The sequence below is a fragment of the Sphingomonas sp. Leaf34 genome, assembly GCF_001421805.1.
Lineage (GTDB): Bacteria > Pseudomonadota > Alphaproteobacteria > Sphingomonadales > Sphingomonadaceae > Sphingomonas.
In genome coordinates, this window is sequence record NZ_LMLC01000003.1 from 360,753 (window position 1) to 375,889 (window position 15,137).

The window sequence follows — 15,137 nt, forward strand, 5'->3', positions numbered from 1 at the left end:
CCCCTAGCGGGGGTCGGCGTCATCCGTCAACCGCGGACTTGCACAAATCTGTCAAAAACGTCCTTCGATCGCGAGCCGGTACCCGTTTGGCCCCGCCACGAACCCGGCCTGTTCGAGCTTCTGGACGGCGAGCGGATCGGACGGGCGCAGCGACAATTCGGCGCGGTAGGTGCCCGCGCCCTCGATCCGCAGCGCGATGCTTTCCGTCCCGGCCTGGCTCGCCAGCGGCAGCAGCAGCGCGGTGCCGTCGCAGCGCGCGGTGCCGCTGACCGATTGCGGCAACGCGATCCCGCCGACGTCGCCCGCCAGCGTCGCGCGAACGCGACCCTCGGCCGCGTCGCACTGTCCGTCGCGGAACCGGACCGACACGTCGTCGAGATCGAGCGCGGCGACAGGCACCGGTGCGAACAGCCGTCCGGTGGCGACCGTCGCGGTCATGTGGTCGACGCCGAAGCCGTGCCGGCTGACGCTCGCCGACCCGCGCAGCGGCTTTGCCGATACCGAATCCGGACCTGAAAAGACGATGGTCGCGCGGCCGACGAGCAGCGGCAGCGGCGAAAGCCGCGCGTGGAGGTCGCCCAGCGCGAGATCGCCGAACCGCGTCTCGGTGAGCGTGGCGCCCCAGATCGTGCCCGACACGCGCCGCGCGACGAGTCCCTCGTCCCCGATCCCGGTCCAGCCGAGCACCGCGCGCATCGGCAGGAAGACGATCAGCGCGATCAGCAGCATCATCCCGAACAGCGCGGCGGGGCCGGTGCGCAAACGAATCCGCCTCATGCCGCGCGCGCCTTCAGCGTGAGTGCGACGCCGACGGTCTTGTCGCCCTTGTCGGTCATCGCCACCGAATCAACGAGGATGCCGAGGCGTTCGAGCCGCGCCAGCCACGCGACGAGCGCGCCGGGACGCGCCGACTGGATACCGATGCGCACCCGGTCTGCCCCGTCCTGATCGAGCGTGGCGAGCGCGAAACCGGCCTGATCGGCCTCCGCCCGGACCGCGTCGGCGAGCGTGCCCGTCAGCGGGGTCGCGCGGTTCCGCTGGATATCGCGCAACGTCGCGACCTGCGCGCGAGTCTCGCCGAGCCGCGTGACGGCATTGGCATGACGCTCGCGCGCGCTCGACAGGCCGTCGCCGACCGGACGGATGATCAGCGCCCACAGCAATGTCAGCACCGCGAGCGCCGCCATGACGAGCAGCAACCGCCGCTCCCGCAGCGAGCGGCCCTCGAACCAGTTACGAAGTCCGGTCATCGTCCACCTCCCGGCCCTGGGCTGATCGTCAGTTCACCCGTCACGCGGCCCGCGACCGCCTGGAACACGCCCGCGCGGACATCGAAGCCGGCGGCTTCGAGCGCGCGCTTGAGATCGGTCGCCAGCGCCTCGCGCTCGACCGCGACCGACAGGCGGAGATCGCCGTTCGCCTGGAAATCGAGCGCGGTCACTTCGGTGCCGGGCGTCGCGCGGACCGCGGCGAAGACAGCGGCGGTCGTGGTGGTGAAGCCGAGCCCCGGCCCCCGGACGCGCGAGAGACGCTCGTCGAGCTGGCGGGCGGCATCGACCACCGTCTCGCCGCGCGGCAATCCCGTCACCGCGACCGTGTCCGCCTCGGCCTCCAGCGCATCGGCACCGAAGCTGAACTTGGCGATGCGGACGAGCGAGATCGCCAGCGTCACCGCCAGAATCGTCAGCGACAGCAGCGCCAGCCGCCGGATCAGTGCCCAGTCGATCGCGAACCGGCGTCGATGCGCAAACGGCCCTTGCCGCAGGTCGAGCGGCGGCGACGCGACGGCCGCGACGATCGCCGCTTCCAGCGTGTCCCGGTCGATCGTCGCTGGCGCGGTACCGCCCGTGACCAGCTCGGTCAGCCGGGCTTCGTCGGCGAACCCGCTGGCGGTGCCGCGCACCACGCCGCTGCCAGCGAGCTCGGCGCGCGCATACCCCTCTTCGGGCCGCGGGAGGAGCATCGGCGCGGGGATGACGGCGACCGGATCGACGCCCGCGTCGGCCAGCATCAGCAGCCAGTCGCGCATCGTGGCCACGCCGACCACGCCGATCGGCCGATCGCTCGCGCCTTCGTCCCCGACCGCGACATGGAGTTCCGCGAGCGGCGATGCGCTCGCCTCGCTGGCGAGGATCCGCGCGGCGGCGGTCGCCTGCGCCACCGATCGCGACGGCAATTCCGCCCAGTGCAGCGTCACCGCATCGGCAGGCGCCACGGCAATCGTCGCGTCGTCGGTCTCGGGGATGCCCTCCCCCTCCCCGACCACGCGCGCGTCGACGACGCGCATCCAGCGAAATCCGGTCTCGCCGGCGGGAAGGAATAACAGCGTGGTCATGATGGCTCGCCCCATTGCCGCGATACGAGCTGCGCGGGAAGCCGGTTCGCGTCGATAAGCGCGCGTTCCTGCATCTGCGTGCTACCCAGGGTCACGTCGATATCGAGCGTGAACCATTTTGACGTCACGGTCGCGACGGCACCGGGGGCGAGATTGGCCGCCCCCTGCAACGCCGCCGCCTTGGTAATCGCACCGACGTCCGCATAGCCTTGCGGCGGGCGACGGAGCAGCATCTGCTGCGCGCTGCCGACCTGGAGCGTGTCGGGATACAGCATCGCGAACAGCGGCGCCTGTTCGGGAAGCAAGGTGTTCACGTTGATCGGCGACGGCTCGGCGATCGGCAAGGTGCAGATCCAGGGCCTAAGCGTCGTGTAGATCGCAGGCGTCATGCCCGCGACCGGGCGCAGTTCGCTCGGATCGCTCATCAGCGTGCCGCCGGTGCGATAGGGCGTTTCGCGCGCCAGATACGCGCCGTCCTCCGCCCCCATCGCCTGCTGGTCCTGATCGCTGTCGATCCAGTCCGCGGTGCCCGACGCGATCTGTTCGGCGACCTGGACGGGGACGTCGAGCAACCGCATCAGCCGGACGAACTGCGGCCGGATCTCGGGATTGGTGATGTACGTGCCAGGTGCACCCTGCACCTGTTTGACGAGACCGTTGAGATTGAAGCAGTTGCCGCCGTCGCGCACGCGTGCGGTCGCGAAGCCGCCGGGGACGGGCAGGCCGAACGGCGTGTTGCTCCAATTGCCGGCGAGCGTGACTCGCTTGGGGCTCTGCCCGAGCAGGGTGGAGACGCGGGTCAGCGCCATCGTCTCGGCGGCAAACGCATAGGCGCGTGCCTGTTCGCCGGTCGCGGCATTCCCCGCGAGCCGGGTCGACAGCCTCAGCTTTTCAAGCGCGGCGCCCGCCATCACCGCGATGATCGCGACGAGCATCAGCACGGTGAGCAGCGCCGCACCGCGTTCCTGCCCGCGCGGGATGCCGCCGCGATCAGGTGCGCGCACCGGGCGTCTCCTGCGAGGGGGTGCCGGCAGGCGGCGTGCCGGCCGGATCGGTATTCTCGGTCCGCGCCGGGACATAACCGGTGCCGACGAGGAACATCTGGCGGAACTGCGTGCCGTCGTCGCGGACGATGCGGAGCTCCATCGCGTCGGGCAAGGGCGTTCCGTTCGCGCCGTCCCAGCGATCGCTCCAGGCGCCCGCGATACGGTAGCGGAGCGCGATCTGGCGCACTCGCGTGAGGAGCGCGGCGGGCGGGAGGCCCTGCGCGCCGTCGACCATCGGGTAGGCGATCCGCTGGAGATTGCCGCCGTCGATGCGGTAGGCGATCTTCTGCAGGCTGGGCCGCGGCGCGCCGTCGATGTTGCTCCAGCCCGCGCGGACGAGGCGGAGCATCGGCGTGACGCCCGATCCGCTCTCCCCGACGAACGCGGGGACGCGAGTCCCGGCCTCGTCGCGGGAGGCGCGGTTGGCGGCCTGGGCGAGATCGGCGGACAGGATCGACATCGTCCGGGTGAGCGCGCCGATATCGTCAAGCTTCGCGCCGGTGCTGCTCTGCGCACTGACGCTGAACGACAGGATCGCGACGCCCGCCGCGGCGATCATGCCGAAGATCATGAGCGAGACCATGACCTCGATCAGCGTGAAACCCGCCTCGTTGCGCGGTCGCATCACGTCGCGGTCCGGGGAGCGGGGCGAACCATCGTCAGGCGGCCGAGCTGCGTGCCCGACCGATCCGCGACCGTCACGTCGATCCGCAGCACGCGCGATCCGCCGAGCGCGCTCACCTGCCGGGTCCAGCTCCAGGGCTGGCCGCCGTTGATCTCGACGCCGGTGACTCGCCCGGCGGTCGGGGGCTGCGCGTCGGTCACCGCGTCGATCGCGACGTTGCGCGCGACCATCTGCGCGACCAGCGTCTCGTCGAGGATCGACGCGCCGCGGATCGTCGTGCTTTCGAGACGGACGAGCGCCATCGCGGCCAGGCTGAACACCGCCAGCGCGACCATGATCTCGATGAGGGTAAAGCCCCTCTCGCCCGGATGGCCGTCAGCCGGCATCGGCGCGCACGCTGCCGTCGGCGTCGATATGCACGGTCGCCGCGACGCCGCCGCGATCGAGCCGGATTTCCGCGGGGCGATCGACGAGCCCGGTCGGATCGAACGTCACGCGCATCCGGCCGCTGCTGTCGCCGATGCTGGCGCGCGTACCCTCGTTCCAGCGTTCGACGCGCATCGGTTTCTCGGCGATCGGCGTCCAGCCGCCGGACAGACGCCGGTCGAAGCCATAGCCGCCGCCGCTGACCCAGACGCTGACCGGGCGCGCCTCGACGATCGCGGAATCATGCGCGGCGCGGGTGCGCAACGCGAACCGCGTCGCCTCGTCGAGGACGCGGCCGCGGGGGTCCGGCATGACGAGCATCGCCACGGCCGAGGCGAGGCCGATGACGGTGACCACGACCATCAGTTCGACGAGCGTGAAGCCCGTCTCCCGATTACTGCCAGCTGCCGATATCGGCATCGATCCCCTCGCCGCCTTCCTTGCCGTCCGCCCCGAAGGTCCAGACGTCGGCCTCGCCGTGCGTGCCCGGCGACGCATAGAGATACGGGCGACCCCAGGGGTCGTTCGGCAGCTTCTTCAGATACCCGCCACGCTGATAGCGCGAGGGATCGGTGAGACCTGCGGGCGCGGTGACGAGTGCGTTCAGCCCCTGCGACGTGTTGGGGAAGGTCATGTTCTGGAGCTTGTAGAGTTCCAGCCCGCCCTCGATCTGCGCGATGTCGGCCTTCGCCTTCTGGATCCGCGCGGTGTCGCCCGAGGGCAGCACGTTGAGCGCGACGATGGTCGCGAGCAGGCCGATGATTACGATCACCACCATCAGCTCGACGAGCGTGAAACCCGCTTCACGACGGCGTTTGTTGACTTCTTGACGCATACGAAACCTCATTGGCCTGCCAGCGTGTTGAGCTGGAGGATCGGGAGCAGGATGGATAGCACGATCGTCGCGACGATACCGCCCATCACGACGATGATCAGCGGTTCGAGCAGCGACAGCGCGGTGGCGGTGAAGCGGTCAAATTCGCGTTCGAGATAGTCGGCGGCGCGCTCGAGCATCTCGTCGAGGCGACCCGCCGCTTCGCCGCTCGCCGCGAGATAGGTCAGCAGCGGCGGGAAGACGCCGGCGCGGCGCATGGCGGCGGACAGGCTGCCGCCGCCGCGGATCGCGTCGACGATCTGGTCCGACGCGAGCCGGAGGCGGCGATTGTGGATCGTGCTCGCGGTGAGGTTGAGCCCGTCGAGCAGCGGCAGGCGGCTGGCGACCATCGTCCCCAGCGTGCGTGCCATCCGCGCCGCGTGGAGATCGCGCAGCAGCCGCCCGAGCAGCGGGATACGGAGCAGCCAGCCGTCGAAGGCGAGCCGGATCGTCGGGTCCTTGAGCGCCTGCCACCCGCCCAGCGCGGCGAGCCCAACGACCAGCAGCATCACCCACCAATAGCCGACCAGAAACGCCGAGAACGCCATCACCATCCGCGTCAGCAGCGGGAGCTGCTGGCCGACCGTGTCGAACTGCTCGACGACCTGCGGGACGACGAACATCATCAGCGCGGTGACGACGCCCAGCGCGACCAGCGCGAGGATCGCGGGATAGGCGAGCGCGGTGATCAGCTTGCCACGGATCTCGGCCTGGCGTTCGAGCAACGCTGCGAGCCGGTCGAGGATCGTCGGAAGCGAGCCCGAGCTCTCGCCCGCCGACACCATCGCGCGGTAGAGCGGCGGGAAGCTTTTCGGTTCGCGCGCCATCGCATCGGCGAGACGCCGGCCCTCGACGACGCCGGCATGGACGTGCTGGACGATCGCGCGGACGCTGTCCTGCTCGGTCTGGCGCGTGATCGTACGGAGCGATTCCTCGAGCGGCGAGACGCGGTTGAGCGTGGCGAGCTGGCGCGTGAACAGCGTGAGGTTCTTGCCCGACATTTTCGGCGTGCCGAGCTGGAGCCCGAACAGCGGGCGGCCCTTCGTCGCCTGTGGCGGGGCGCCGGGGGTGATCTTGACGACGTACAGTTTCCGCGCGTTGAGCGTCGCGCGCGCGACGTCGATATCAGCCGCGGCGACATGGCCGCGGCGTTCAGCGCCCTTCGTATCGATCGCAAGATAGTCGAAGTCCGCCATCATCCTCCCCGGCACGGGGAGGGGGACCGCCGCGTAGCGGTGGTGGAGGGAGCGTGCCGCAAACGCTTCGAGCGTAGTGGCCGTGGGCGAAAGGTTGTGGCGGTCTGCGGCTGGCGTTGCGCACGGGGTGAGCCCCCTCCACCAGCTGCGCTGGTCCCCCTCCCCGTTCCGGGGAGGATTTGCCTGGCGCTATGCACTGGCTGTTTCCTTGACGACCTCGGTGGTGTCGCGACGCGAGACGCGGACGGCTTCTTCGGCCGTGGTCTGCCCCGACAGGACGAGATCGCGCGCGGATTGGGCGAGGTTGGGCGACTTCGCAAAGGCGTGCGCGACGATCTCGGATTCGTGGCCGTCGGTGTTGATCAGCCGGCGGATCGTGTCGTCGATGCGGACTGCCTCGAACACGCCGATGCGGCCCTTGTAGCCGGTCTGGTTGCAGTCCTCGCAGCCTTGCGCGACGTAGACCACCGCGTCAGGGGCGATCCCGAGCAGCGGCGCGACCGTGTCCGATGCGGGCACGGCCTTGCGACAGGTCGGGCAGAGCCGGCGGACGAGGCGCTGCGCGATCACCGCGCGCAGCGTGGAGGCGAGCAGGAAGCTCTCGACCTTCATGTCGCGCATGCGGGTGATCGCGCCGATCGCGTCGTTGGTATGGACCGTCGACAGCACGAGATGGCCGGTGAGCGACGCCTGCACCGCGATCTCGGCGGTTTCTCGGTCGCGGATTTCGCCGACCATGACGACGTCGGGGTCCTGGCGCAGGATCGCGCGCAGGCCCGCCGCGAACGTCAGCCCGACCTTCGGGTTCACCTGAGTCTGGCCGACGCCGTCGACGGCGTACTCGACCGGATCCTCGACGGTGAGGATGTTGCGGCTGCCGTCGTTGAGCAGGCGGAGCGCGGCGTAGAGCGAGGTCGTCTTGCCCGAGCCGGTCGGGCCGGTGACGAGGATGATGCCGTTGGGTTCGCTCAGCGCCTCGTTGAGGAGCGCGAACAAAGCGGGCGGCAGGCCGAGCGCTTCGAGGTCGATCCCGGCGTTTTCCTTGTCGAGGATACGCAGCACCACGCGCTCGCCCGCGCGGCTTGGCAGCGTTGAGACGCGGACGTCGAGCAGCTTGCCGCCCAGCGTTAGCCCCATGCGACCGTCCTGCGGCACGCGGCGCTCGGCGATGTCGAGCCGCGCCATGACCTTGATGCGGCTGACCACCACGGGCGCGACGTTGGGGGGCATGCGCAGCGTCTCGCGCAGCACGCCGTCGATACGCATGCGGACGACGAGGCCGCTTTCGTAGGGCTCGATATGGATGTCCGACACGCCGTTGCGCGCGGCGTCGGCGATGATGCCGTTGATGAGGCGGATCGCGGGCGCGTCGTCGGCGGTGTCGAGCAGATCCTCCGCGGTCGGCATGTCGCCCGCGAGCAGATCGAGCTCGTCGCCCATGCCGACCGCGGCTAGCGCATTGGCCTGGCCGTCCATCGCGTAGACGTTCGACAGGAGGCGGTCGAAGGCGACCTGTTCGACGAAGCCGACGTCGAACGGGCGGCCGAGATAGCGGCGGAGCTCGAGCAGGACCTTGGGGTCGGCGCCCGCGCGCATCGCGATCGTCAGGTGCGAGTCGGTCTCGGTGTGGTCGACGACGACGCCGAACTTGCGGGCGAAGGCGTAGGGGATGGTGATTTGGGGAAGGTCCGCATCACCCCCCTCCCGCATGCGGGAGGGGTTGGGGGTGGGCTCGCGCTCACCGTCGAGGACGTCGTTCGGGGAAAGCGCGTGCCCACCCCCGGCCCCTCCCGCTTGCGGGAGGGGGGAAGAAGGTTCGGGAGGGAAGCCTTCGCGGATGATCATTTCTTCGGCCGCACGACCATCGTAGAGGTGCGCACCGCCACCGCGATCCGGGGGTCCTCAATGTTGCCGGGGATCGGCGCGGACGGGATGGGCGGTGCAGCCCCCATGTAATCGCGAACGAGCTGGTCGATCGACGGCTCCGCTCCCGGCTCCTGCAGGCCCTGTTGCAGCCGGACATAGCCGTAGCGCTGCTCGGTCAGCTTGCGGCTGTCTTCCGCGGTGCGCAGGATCGTCGGGCGGATGAAAATCATCAAATTGGTCTTCGACCGCTGCTTGGCCTTCGACGTGAACAGATGGCCGAGCACGGGAATGTCGCCGAGCAGTGGAATCTTCTCGATCGTGCGGCGCTCATTGTCGTCGAGCAGGCCGCTGATGACCGCGATCTGGCCGTCGTCGACGGTGCGGACGGTCTCGACCTCGCGCTTGTTAAGGATCAGGTCGCTATTGTCGCTAGACACCGGCCCCGCGATCGAGCTGACTTCGAGGCGGAGGTTGAGCTTCACCGTGCCCGACGAGTTCACCTGAGGCCGCACAGTCAGCTCGATGCCGACATTCTGGCGCTGCGTGGTGCGGAACGCGTTGTCGAAATTGGTGCTGAGCGCCTGCCCCGTGGTGATCGGGATCTCCTGCCCGACGAGGCTGTGCGCCTCCTGATTGTCGAGCGTGACGAGGTGCGGGACCTGGAGCAGGTTCGAGGTCGTGTCGCTCTTCACCGCGTTGATGATCGCGCCGAAGAATGTGCTGCCGATCTTGCCGCCGAACCCACCGAACCCGCCGGTTGCGGCGAGGATCGACGAGATCGCCGACTGCGCGAGTGAGTCCGCGGCCGCGTTGGGTGTGTTCGTTTCCGTGCGCGTGCCATCGGGCGCGACGACCGTCGTGCCGTTGCCCGTGATCGAGCGCGCGCCGATCGCGCCAGCGATCTGCAGGATGTTAGGCGCGGAGTTCGAGAAGGTCGACGCGCCGAACGCGCCGCCGCTGGGATCGCCGACGATGAACTGCGCACCGAGCGTGCGCGCCGTCGTGTCGGACACTTCGGCGACGATCGCCTCGACCAGCACCTGTTCGCGACGCGTATCGAGCTGGCGGACGACCTCGTTCAGCTGGCGCTGGATTTCGGCGGGCGCGGCGATGACGATCGCGTTGGCCCCGGCGAAGCGCGTGACGACCGCGGCGGTCTTGCCCCCGGCCGCGGTGATCGCGGGCTGGCCCGAGCCACCCGACCCGCCCGAGCTCGGGATCGACTGGTTGACCTGTGGCTGCGAGATGTTCGACTGGCCGCCGGATGCCCCATTGGTGCTGCTCGATCCGAAATTCGAGCGCGACAAGGCGGTCTGGACGGGCTGTGTCGGGGTCTGGCCGACGAGTTCCTGCAGGACCGGCAGCAATTGCTCGGCGTCGGCATTCTCGAGGAACACGACCTTGATCTCGGTGCCGTTGCGCGCCTTCTGGTCGAGATCGGCGGCGACCTGTGCGAGGCGGGCGACGGTGGTCGGGTCGCCGCGGAGTGCGACCGCGTTCGATCCCTCGACCGCGACAACCGAGGCGCTCGGGCCGGTCGCGGAGGCACCGCCCTGCCCGCCACCGGTTCCCGTGCCGATCAGCCCCTGAAGCGCGGTCGCGATTTCCTTGGCGCTCGCATTCTTCAGCGCGACGACGCGGGTCGACGAGGTGTCGGTATCGATCCGGCGAAGGACCTCGCGGATGCGGCGGATATTGTCGGCGAAATCAACGACGACCAGACTGTTGCCGCCGCGGTTCGCGCTGACCGAGCCTTGCGCGCTGACGAGCGGACGGACGGTCTCGACCGCGGACTGCGCGTCGATTGCGCGGAGGCGGACGATCTCGGTGACGTAGCTGTTGCGCGCGGCGCCTGCGACGCCGATCCGGCTGGGCTGCGACGCAGCGTTGTCGAGCGGCTGGACGCGGAAAGCCCCGCCCGAGGTCGGCACCGCGACGAGGCCGTTGGCGCGCAGCGTCGAGAGGAACACCTCGAAATATTCGGAGCGCGACAGCGGACGATCGGTGACTACGGTCACCTTGCCGGCGACGCGGTTGTCGATGATGAACGTGCGGCCGGTAACCTTCGCGGCGTCGGCGATAAACGCGCGGATATCGGCGTCGCGAACGTTGAGCGTGGTCTGTGCGTGGACGCTGGCGGCGAGCGCCAGCGCGACGACGGGACCGAGGATAAGCTTTTTCATGGGGCCGTTTTCATTGGGGGGGCGCGATCGTGATGGCGAGCGGGAGGGTATCCTGGCCGCGTTCGACGGTGATGGGGACGTTGCCGCCGCCCGCGAAATCCTTGGCGATCCGGTCGAGATCGCCCGGCCCTGAGACGGGGCGACCGCCGATCGAGGTGACGACGTCGCCGTCCTTGAGCCCCGCCGCGCGGAAGGCGGCGCCCGATCCTTGCGCGCGGACGGTCAGCCCGCTGATGCGGCCGCCATCGATCCGCGGGATAAACCCGATCTCGGTGCGTAGTTGCGCGACCGGGATGCCGATCGCGGGCGATGCCGCCCCCGCTGGTGCCGCGCCGGGCACGACCGGCGTGACGGCGCCCGACTGGTCGAGGAACAGGTCCTCGTCCGCGCCGCCGCGATCGATCGTGACGTGATCGAACGCGACGGCCTTGAGGCGGACGCCGGGCTGGATCTCATCGCCGATCGCGACGCTCTGCTGGACGCCGTCGGGACCGGCGATAATCGCGGAACTGCGACCCATCGCCTCGTCCATGCGCGTGCCGAACAGCGTGAGTTGCAGCGACGTGACGGTCGCGGGAGCGCCCACGGCCCCTGCAAGACGGAAGAACGGATCGAAGCCGCGCAGGATATCGGCGGGTGCACCGACGACCATCGGCGCGGCCGGTCGCCAGTCGCCGAGCGGCGTGATCGGCGTGACGATGGTCCAGGCCAGCCGCGCGCACTGCACCGCAAGCCCGGCCAGCAGCGCGAGCTCCACGACACTATAGACATTCACGACCGGCATACGCCGCAAGATACGGCGCGCCCGCGCGTCCAGCTTCAATCGCATCCGCGACCCACCCCAATTTCCCGCATTTCGTCGCGTAGGCATGCCATGTTACAATTCCGCGTCAATGGCTTGTGCACAGATACCGCGTTCGGCGGGGTGGCGCTTTGTCTTCGGGATTGGCAGAAAGCGCGAATGTCCGATGTTCTTCCGTCCAGTGGCTCCGGCCTGCCGCCCGAACCGGTCATCGCGCGCCTGACCGTCCCCGGCGTGCAGCGCGTGCCGAGCGCGAAGCTCGATCTGTTCGTGCGGCGAGACTTCCTGCCGCCGGATCAGTGCGCGGCGTTGATCGAGCGGATCGATGCGGTGCGACGGCCCTCGACGATCTCCGATTCGAACGGAGATGCGAGCTATCGGACGAGCGAGACGGGCGACCTGGCCGCGAGCGACGCGGTGGTCATGGACGTCGAACGCCGGATCCTCGCGCTGACCGGGCTCGACCCGGCGCATGGCGAGCCGTTGCAGGGGCAGCGCTACGCGGTCGGGCAGGAATTCAAGGGGCATACCGATTATTTCGAGCCGAACGGCGTCGACTATCAGCGCTATTGCGGGGTCGCCGGCAACCGGACGTGGACCGTCATGGTCTATCTCAACCAGCCTGAGGCGGGCGGTGCGACGCGCTTCAAGGCGATCGACAAGATTGTCCAGCCCGAGACGGGTAAGCTGCTCGCGTGGAACAACCGACGCGCGGATGGGAGCTTGAATGCGGCAACGCTGCATCATGGGATGAAGGTGCGCGCGGGGGTCAAATACGTGATCACCAAATGGTTTCGGGAGAAAGCGTGGGGGTGAACGGCGGCTTGGCGAGCCTCACAAACGGGTATCACCCCGGCAAAAGCCGGGGCCCATTTTGGGGGAAGCCGATAACGAAGCGTATCGCTCCATTACGCCCACCGTCCCAGCTAGGCCCCGGCTTTCGCCGCGGTGGTTCTGTACTTCGCCGACACAATAAACTGCGTCCGCCCCGCCCTCAAAACTGCACGCTTGCGCCCAGCGTGAACAGGCGGCCCAGCTTGTAGCGGTTGATATCGACTTCGGCGCCGTTCGAGAATGTCTGGTATTCGCGATACCCCGTCCCCGTCAGGTTGCGCGCCTCGAACTTCACCTCGATCTGCTTGCCCGCCACCGCGATGCCCTGGCGTGCGACGACGTCGAAGCGGATGCCGGGTTTCTCGATCAGGTCGGGCAGGCGAACACCGCCGCCGCCGCCGACCGGGCCACGATTCGTCACGCGGTCGCTGGCGTAGTTGAACAGCAGCGTCAGCTGCGACAGGCTCGACTTGTCCTCGATGCCGAGCTGCAAATTGACGAGGTGGTCGGACTGGCCGGTCAGCGCGGCGCCATCCTGGAACAGCACGTTGGCAGGACGCAGGCTGGCGGTGCTGCCATTGCTCTGGATCGGGCTGGCAATCAGCTCGTTACCGACCTTAAGCTCGGAGTGCGTGTAGGTATAGTTGGCGATCGCGACGAGACGGCGCGTCGCGAAGAAATCACCCCCAAAGCCGTCCAGCGGGATGTATTTCTGCAGCTCGACCTCGCCGCCGTACAGGTTCGCGCGCGGCGCGTTGGCGAAGCCGGTCTGGAGCGTGTCGCTGCCCGCCGGGAAAAACGCGACCGCTTCGATCGGGTTGTCGATACGCTTGTAGAAACCCGCCAGGTTGAACTTCTGGTCGCGCGCGAAATACCATTCGTAGCGCAGCTCGCCGTTATACAATTGCGAGTCGGTCAGGAACGGGTTGCCGAAGAACAGGCGATCGCTCTCGAAATCCTGATACAGCTGTGGCGCGAGCTCGCGGAACTGTGGTCTGGCCAGCGTCTTCGACATGTGTCCGCGCAGCTGCATGTCCGACGCGAAGTTCCACGTCACCGTCACGGCAGGCAGCCAGTAGGCGCGCGACAAATTGGTTTGCGCGAACGACACGCCTGCACCGCCGCCCGGCAGCACCGTCTCCAACGCATCCTCATAGCGGATGCCCACATTGGCGCGCAGACCGTCGAGAATCTCGCCCTCGACCTGCGCATACGCCCCATGGACGCGCAGCGAAGCGTCGTAGGTCGGCGCGCAATTCGGCGCGACGCAGGTGTTGGCGAGGCCGATGCCATAGGTCTGGAGGTTGAAGTCCGACAGCAGATAGTCGGGACGCTCCTGCGCGACGGCATCGTTCAGCGCGACGTTGCCCGCGGTCTGGTAGCGGAAGGTGTAGCGGCTCGATGTGCGATCGGTGTCGCTATACGCATAGCCGACCGACAGCGCGAACGGGCGGTCGAACGGTACGTTCCAGGTGAGGTTCGCCTGACCCGACCACAGCGTCTCGTCGAGTTCGCTGAACGCCACAGCCGCGCTCTGCAAGCCGCTGAGGTTGTTGGTGTAGTCGCCGACGGTCGCGTTGTACTGATAGGTGAACTGACGTTCGTAGGGCGAGTTGCGCTCGGTCTTGGCGTAGCTGCCGCGGGTGTCGAGCGCGAAGTCGCCGAACTTGAATTCGCCGACGAGCTGCGTGTCGATGAGCTGGCGTTCGAACCAGCTGGTGTTCTGGACGATGAACGGCTGGATGCCCGCAACATCGCCGATGTTCGAAGTGGATCCGGTGCTAAGACGACCCTGCTTTAGCGTGTCGTGGATGTACAGATTGGTCCAGCGGATCTTGTTCTCGCCGAACTCCGCGCCGAAGCCGAGCAGGCCGTTGATGATCGACCGGTTGTCGGTGAGGACGGTGCGGAAGTCGCGCGTCAGGATGCCGCCGACGTCGTCGGTCGACTGCTGGAGCGCATCGCGCGTCCGCCAAGTGTTGCTGATCCCCGCCGCGGCGATGACGCCGACGCGAGTGCTGCCGATATCGGCGGAGGTGCCGAAGCTCGCCTCGCCCGACAGGTTGGCCGGGATCTGGTTGTTCTGCTGCAGCAGGGTCGTCTTGGCGTTCGACAGCGCGGTGATCTGCGCGCCGGTCAGCGACGTCCCATTGGCGCCCGCCGACTTGATGAAGCCGGGCACCTTGCGCTCGCCGCTGTCGAAGCCCGTCCAGTCGTGCTTGCCGCCGTCATAGACATAGCCGAGCTCGCTGGTCGTGACGGTGTCCGCGCCGACCGATCCGCCGAACTGGAAGAACGTCTTGTCGGGAACCGCCTTAGTCGTCAGGTTGATGACGCCGCCGCCAAATTCGCCCGAATAATTGACCGAATAGCTCTTCTGCACGACCGCCGAGGCAATCACGTTGGTCGGGAAGATGTCGAGCGGGACGACGCGGCGCAGCGGCTCGGGGCTCGGCAAGGGCGAACCGTTGAGCAGCGACGACGAATAGCGATCGCCCAGACCGCGGACATAGACGAGCCCGTTGCCGACCACCGACAGCCCGGTGACGCGCTGGAGCGCGCCGGCGATGTCGCCTTCGCCGGTCCGCGCGATATCGGCCGAGGACAGGACGTTGACGACTTCGGCGGTGGCGCGGACCGCGTTGGGCACGTTGCGGCCGACGACGACGATATCCTCACCGGTGCCACTGCCGCCAGGCGTGGAGATCTCGACCTGCTCCTGCTGTTGCTCGCCCTGGACGGCAGGGTCGGTGCGCTGCTCGACCGGCGTACCGGCCTGAGGCGAGACGACGCTGCCTGCGGGCGCGGTTTGCGCGAACGACTGCGCCGGGACGAGCGTCGTCGTCGCGAGCAGGACGGAGACGAGAACGGATGACTTCATGGCTGCCCCGGCAACAAGAGGAATTCGGTAGGTGTGAGGCTGCGCGGCGGGCCCCCGCCCCCCGCACAG

The 15,137-nt window shown here is 68.4% G+C and carries 14 protein-coding genes; 1 reads left to right on the forward strand and 13 read right to left on the reverse strand.

The genetic code is table 11. The features are described from left to right. Nucleotides 1–51: 51 nt before the first annotated feature. The 12 genes from gspN to ASF00_RS10200 all read right to left on the reverse strand — a co-directional run bounded on the left by gspN (nucleotide 52) and on the right by ASF00_RS10200 (nucleotide 11,335). Nucleotides 52–777, reverse strand: coding sequence for a type II secretion system protein N (gene gspN / locus ASF00_RS10145; protein ID WP_055878140.1), 726 nt, complete (start codon nucleotides 775–777; stop codon nucleotides 52–54). Beyond that, nucleotides 774–1,250 (reverse strand): type II secretion system protein GspM, encoded by a 477-nt coding sequence (gene gspM, locus ASF00_RS10150; RefSeq protein WP_055878142.1) that lies wholly within the window; start codon nucleotides 1,248–1,250, stop codon nucleotides 774–776. The genes gspN and gspM overlap by 4 nt, the downstream gene beginning before the upstream one ends. Further along, entirely contained in the window at nucleotides 1,247–2,335 is a 1,089-nt protein-coding gene (gene gspL / locus ASF00_RS10155) for a type II secretion system protein GspL (protein WP_055878145.1), read from the reverse strand. Before gspL ends, gspM begins: the two co-directional genes overlap by 4 nt. Continuing rightward, the gene (gene gspK, locus ASF00_RS10160; RefSeq protein ID WP_268795095.1) at nucleotides 2,332–3,339 is read right to left on the reverse strand and encodes a type II secretion system minor pseudopilin GspK; all 1,008 of its coding nucleotides are present in this window, start codon (nucleotides 3,337–3,339) and stop codon (nucleotides 2,332–2,334) included. Before gspK ends, gspL begins: the two co-directional genes overlap by 4 nt. Continuing rightward, nucleotides 3,326–4,006: a type II secretion system minor pseudopilin GspJ gene (gene gspJ, locus ASF00_RS10165; RefSeq protein ID WP_055878148.1), complete on the reverse strand. Its 681-nt coding sequence runs from the start codon at nucleotides 4,004–4,006 to the stop codon at nucleotides 3,326–3,328. Before gspJ ends, gspK begins: the two co-directional genes overlap by 14 nt. Beyond that, entirely contained in the window at nucleotides 4,006–4,392 is a 387-nt protein-coding gene (gspI, locus tag ASF00_RS10170; RefSeq protein WP_055878150.1) for a type II secretion system minor pseudopilin GspI, read from the reverse strand. The genes gspJ and gspI overlap by 1 nt, the downstream gene beginning before the upstream one ends. Next, nucleotides 4,382–4,852: a GspH/FimT family pseudopilin gene (locus ASF00_RS10175; protein ID WP_055878152.1), complete on the reverse strand. Its 471-nt coding sequence runs from the start codon at nucleotides 4,850–4,852 to the stop codon at nucleotides 4,382–4,384. Before ASF00_RS10175 ends, gspI begins: the two co-directional genes overlap by 11 nt. Further along, entirely contained in the window at nucleotides 4,827–5,267 is a 441-nt protein-coding gene (gene gspG / locus ASF00_RS10180; protein WP_235525725.1) for a type II secretion system major pseudopilin GspG, read from the reverse strand. The genes ASF00_RS10175 and gspG overlap by 26 nt, the downstream gene beginning before the upstream one ends. 8 nt (nucleotides 5,268–5,275) lie before the next feature. Further along, a complete protein-coding gene (gene gspF, locus ASF00_RS10185) occupies nucleotides 5,276–6,502 on the reverse strand; it encodes a type II secretion system inner membrane protein GspF (RefSeq protein ID WP_055878155.1) in 1,227 nt (408 codons plus the stop codon). A 189-nt stretch (nucleotides 6,503–6,691) separates the two neighbouring features. Next, nucleotides 6,692–8,212, reverse strand: coding sequence for a GspE/PulE family protein (locus tag ASF00_RS10190; RefSeq protein ID WP_055878157.1), 1,521 nt, complete (start codon nucleotides 8,210–8,212; stop codon nucleotides 6,692–6,694). A gap of 131 nt (nucleotides 8,213–8,343) precedes the next feature. Continuing rightward, on the reverse strand, nucleotides 8,344–10,551 hold the full coding sequence (gspD, locus tag ASF00_RS10195; protein ID WP_055878159.1) for a type II secretion system secretin GspD: 2,208 nt from the start codon (nucleotides 10,549–10,551) through the stop codon (nucleotides 8,344–8,346). A gap of 10 nt (nucleotides 10,552–10,561) precedes the next feature. Further along, the gene (locus tag ASF00_RS10200; protein ID WP_327196356.1) at nucleotides 10,562–11,335 is read right to left on the reverse strand and encodes a type II secretion system protein N; all 774 of its coding nucleotides are present in this window, start codon (nucleotides 11,333–11,335) and stop codon (nucleotides 10,562–10,564) included. A 177-nt stretch (nucleotides 11,336–11,512) separates the two neighbouring features. On the opposite strand from ASF00_RS10200, the gene ASF00_RS10205 reads away from it, so the two are divergent. Next, nucleotides 11,513–12,169 carry a prolyl hydroxylase family protein gene (locus ASF00_RS10205; protein WP_055878164.1) on the forward strand — a complete coding sequence of 219 codons (657 nt, stop codon included), beginning with the start codon at nucleotides 11,513–11,515 and terminating at the stop codon, nucleotides 12,167–12,169. 178 nt (nucleotides 12,170–12,347) lie between these two features. Here the strand turns inward: ASF00_RS10205 and ASF00_RS10210 are convergent, their stop codons facing one another. Continuing rightward, nucleotides 12,348–15,068 (reverse strand): TonB-dependent receptor domain-containing protein, encoded by a 2,721-nt coding sequence (locus ASF00_RS10210; RefSeq protein WP_055878166.1) that lies wholly within the window; start codon nucleotides 15,066–15,068, stop codon nucleotides 12,348–12,350. Nucleotides 15,069–15,137: the final 69 nt, after the last annotated feature.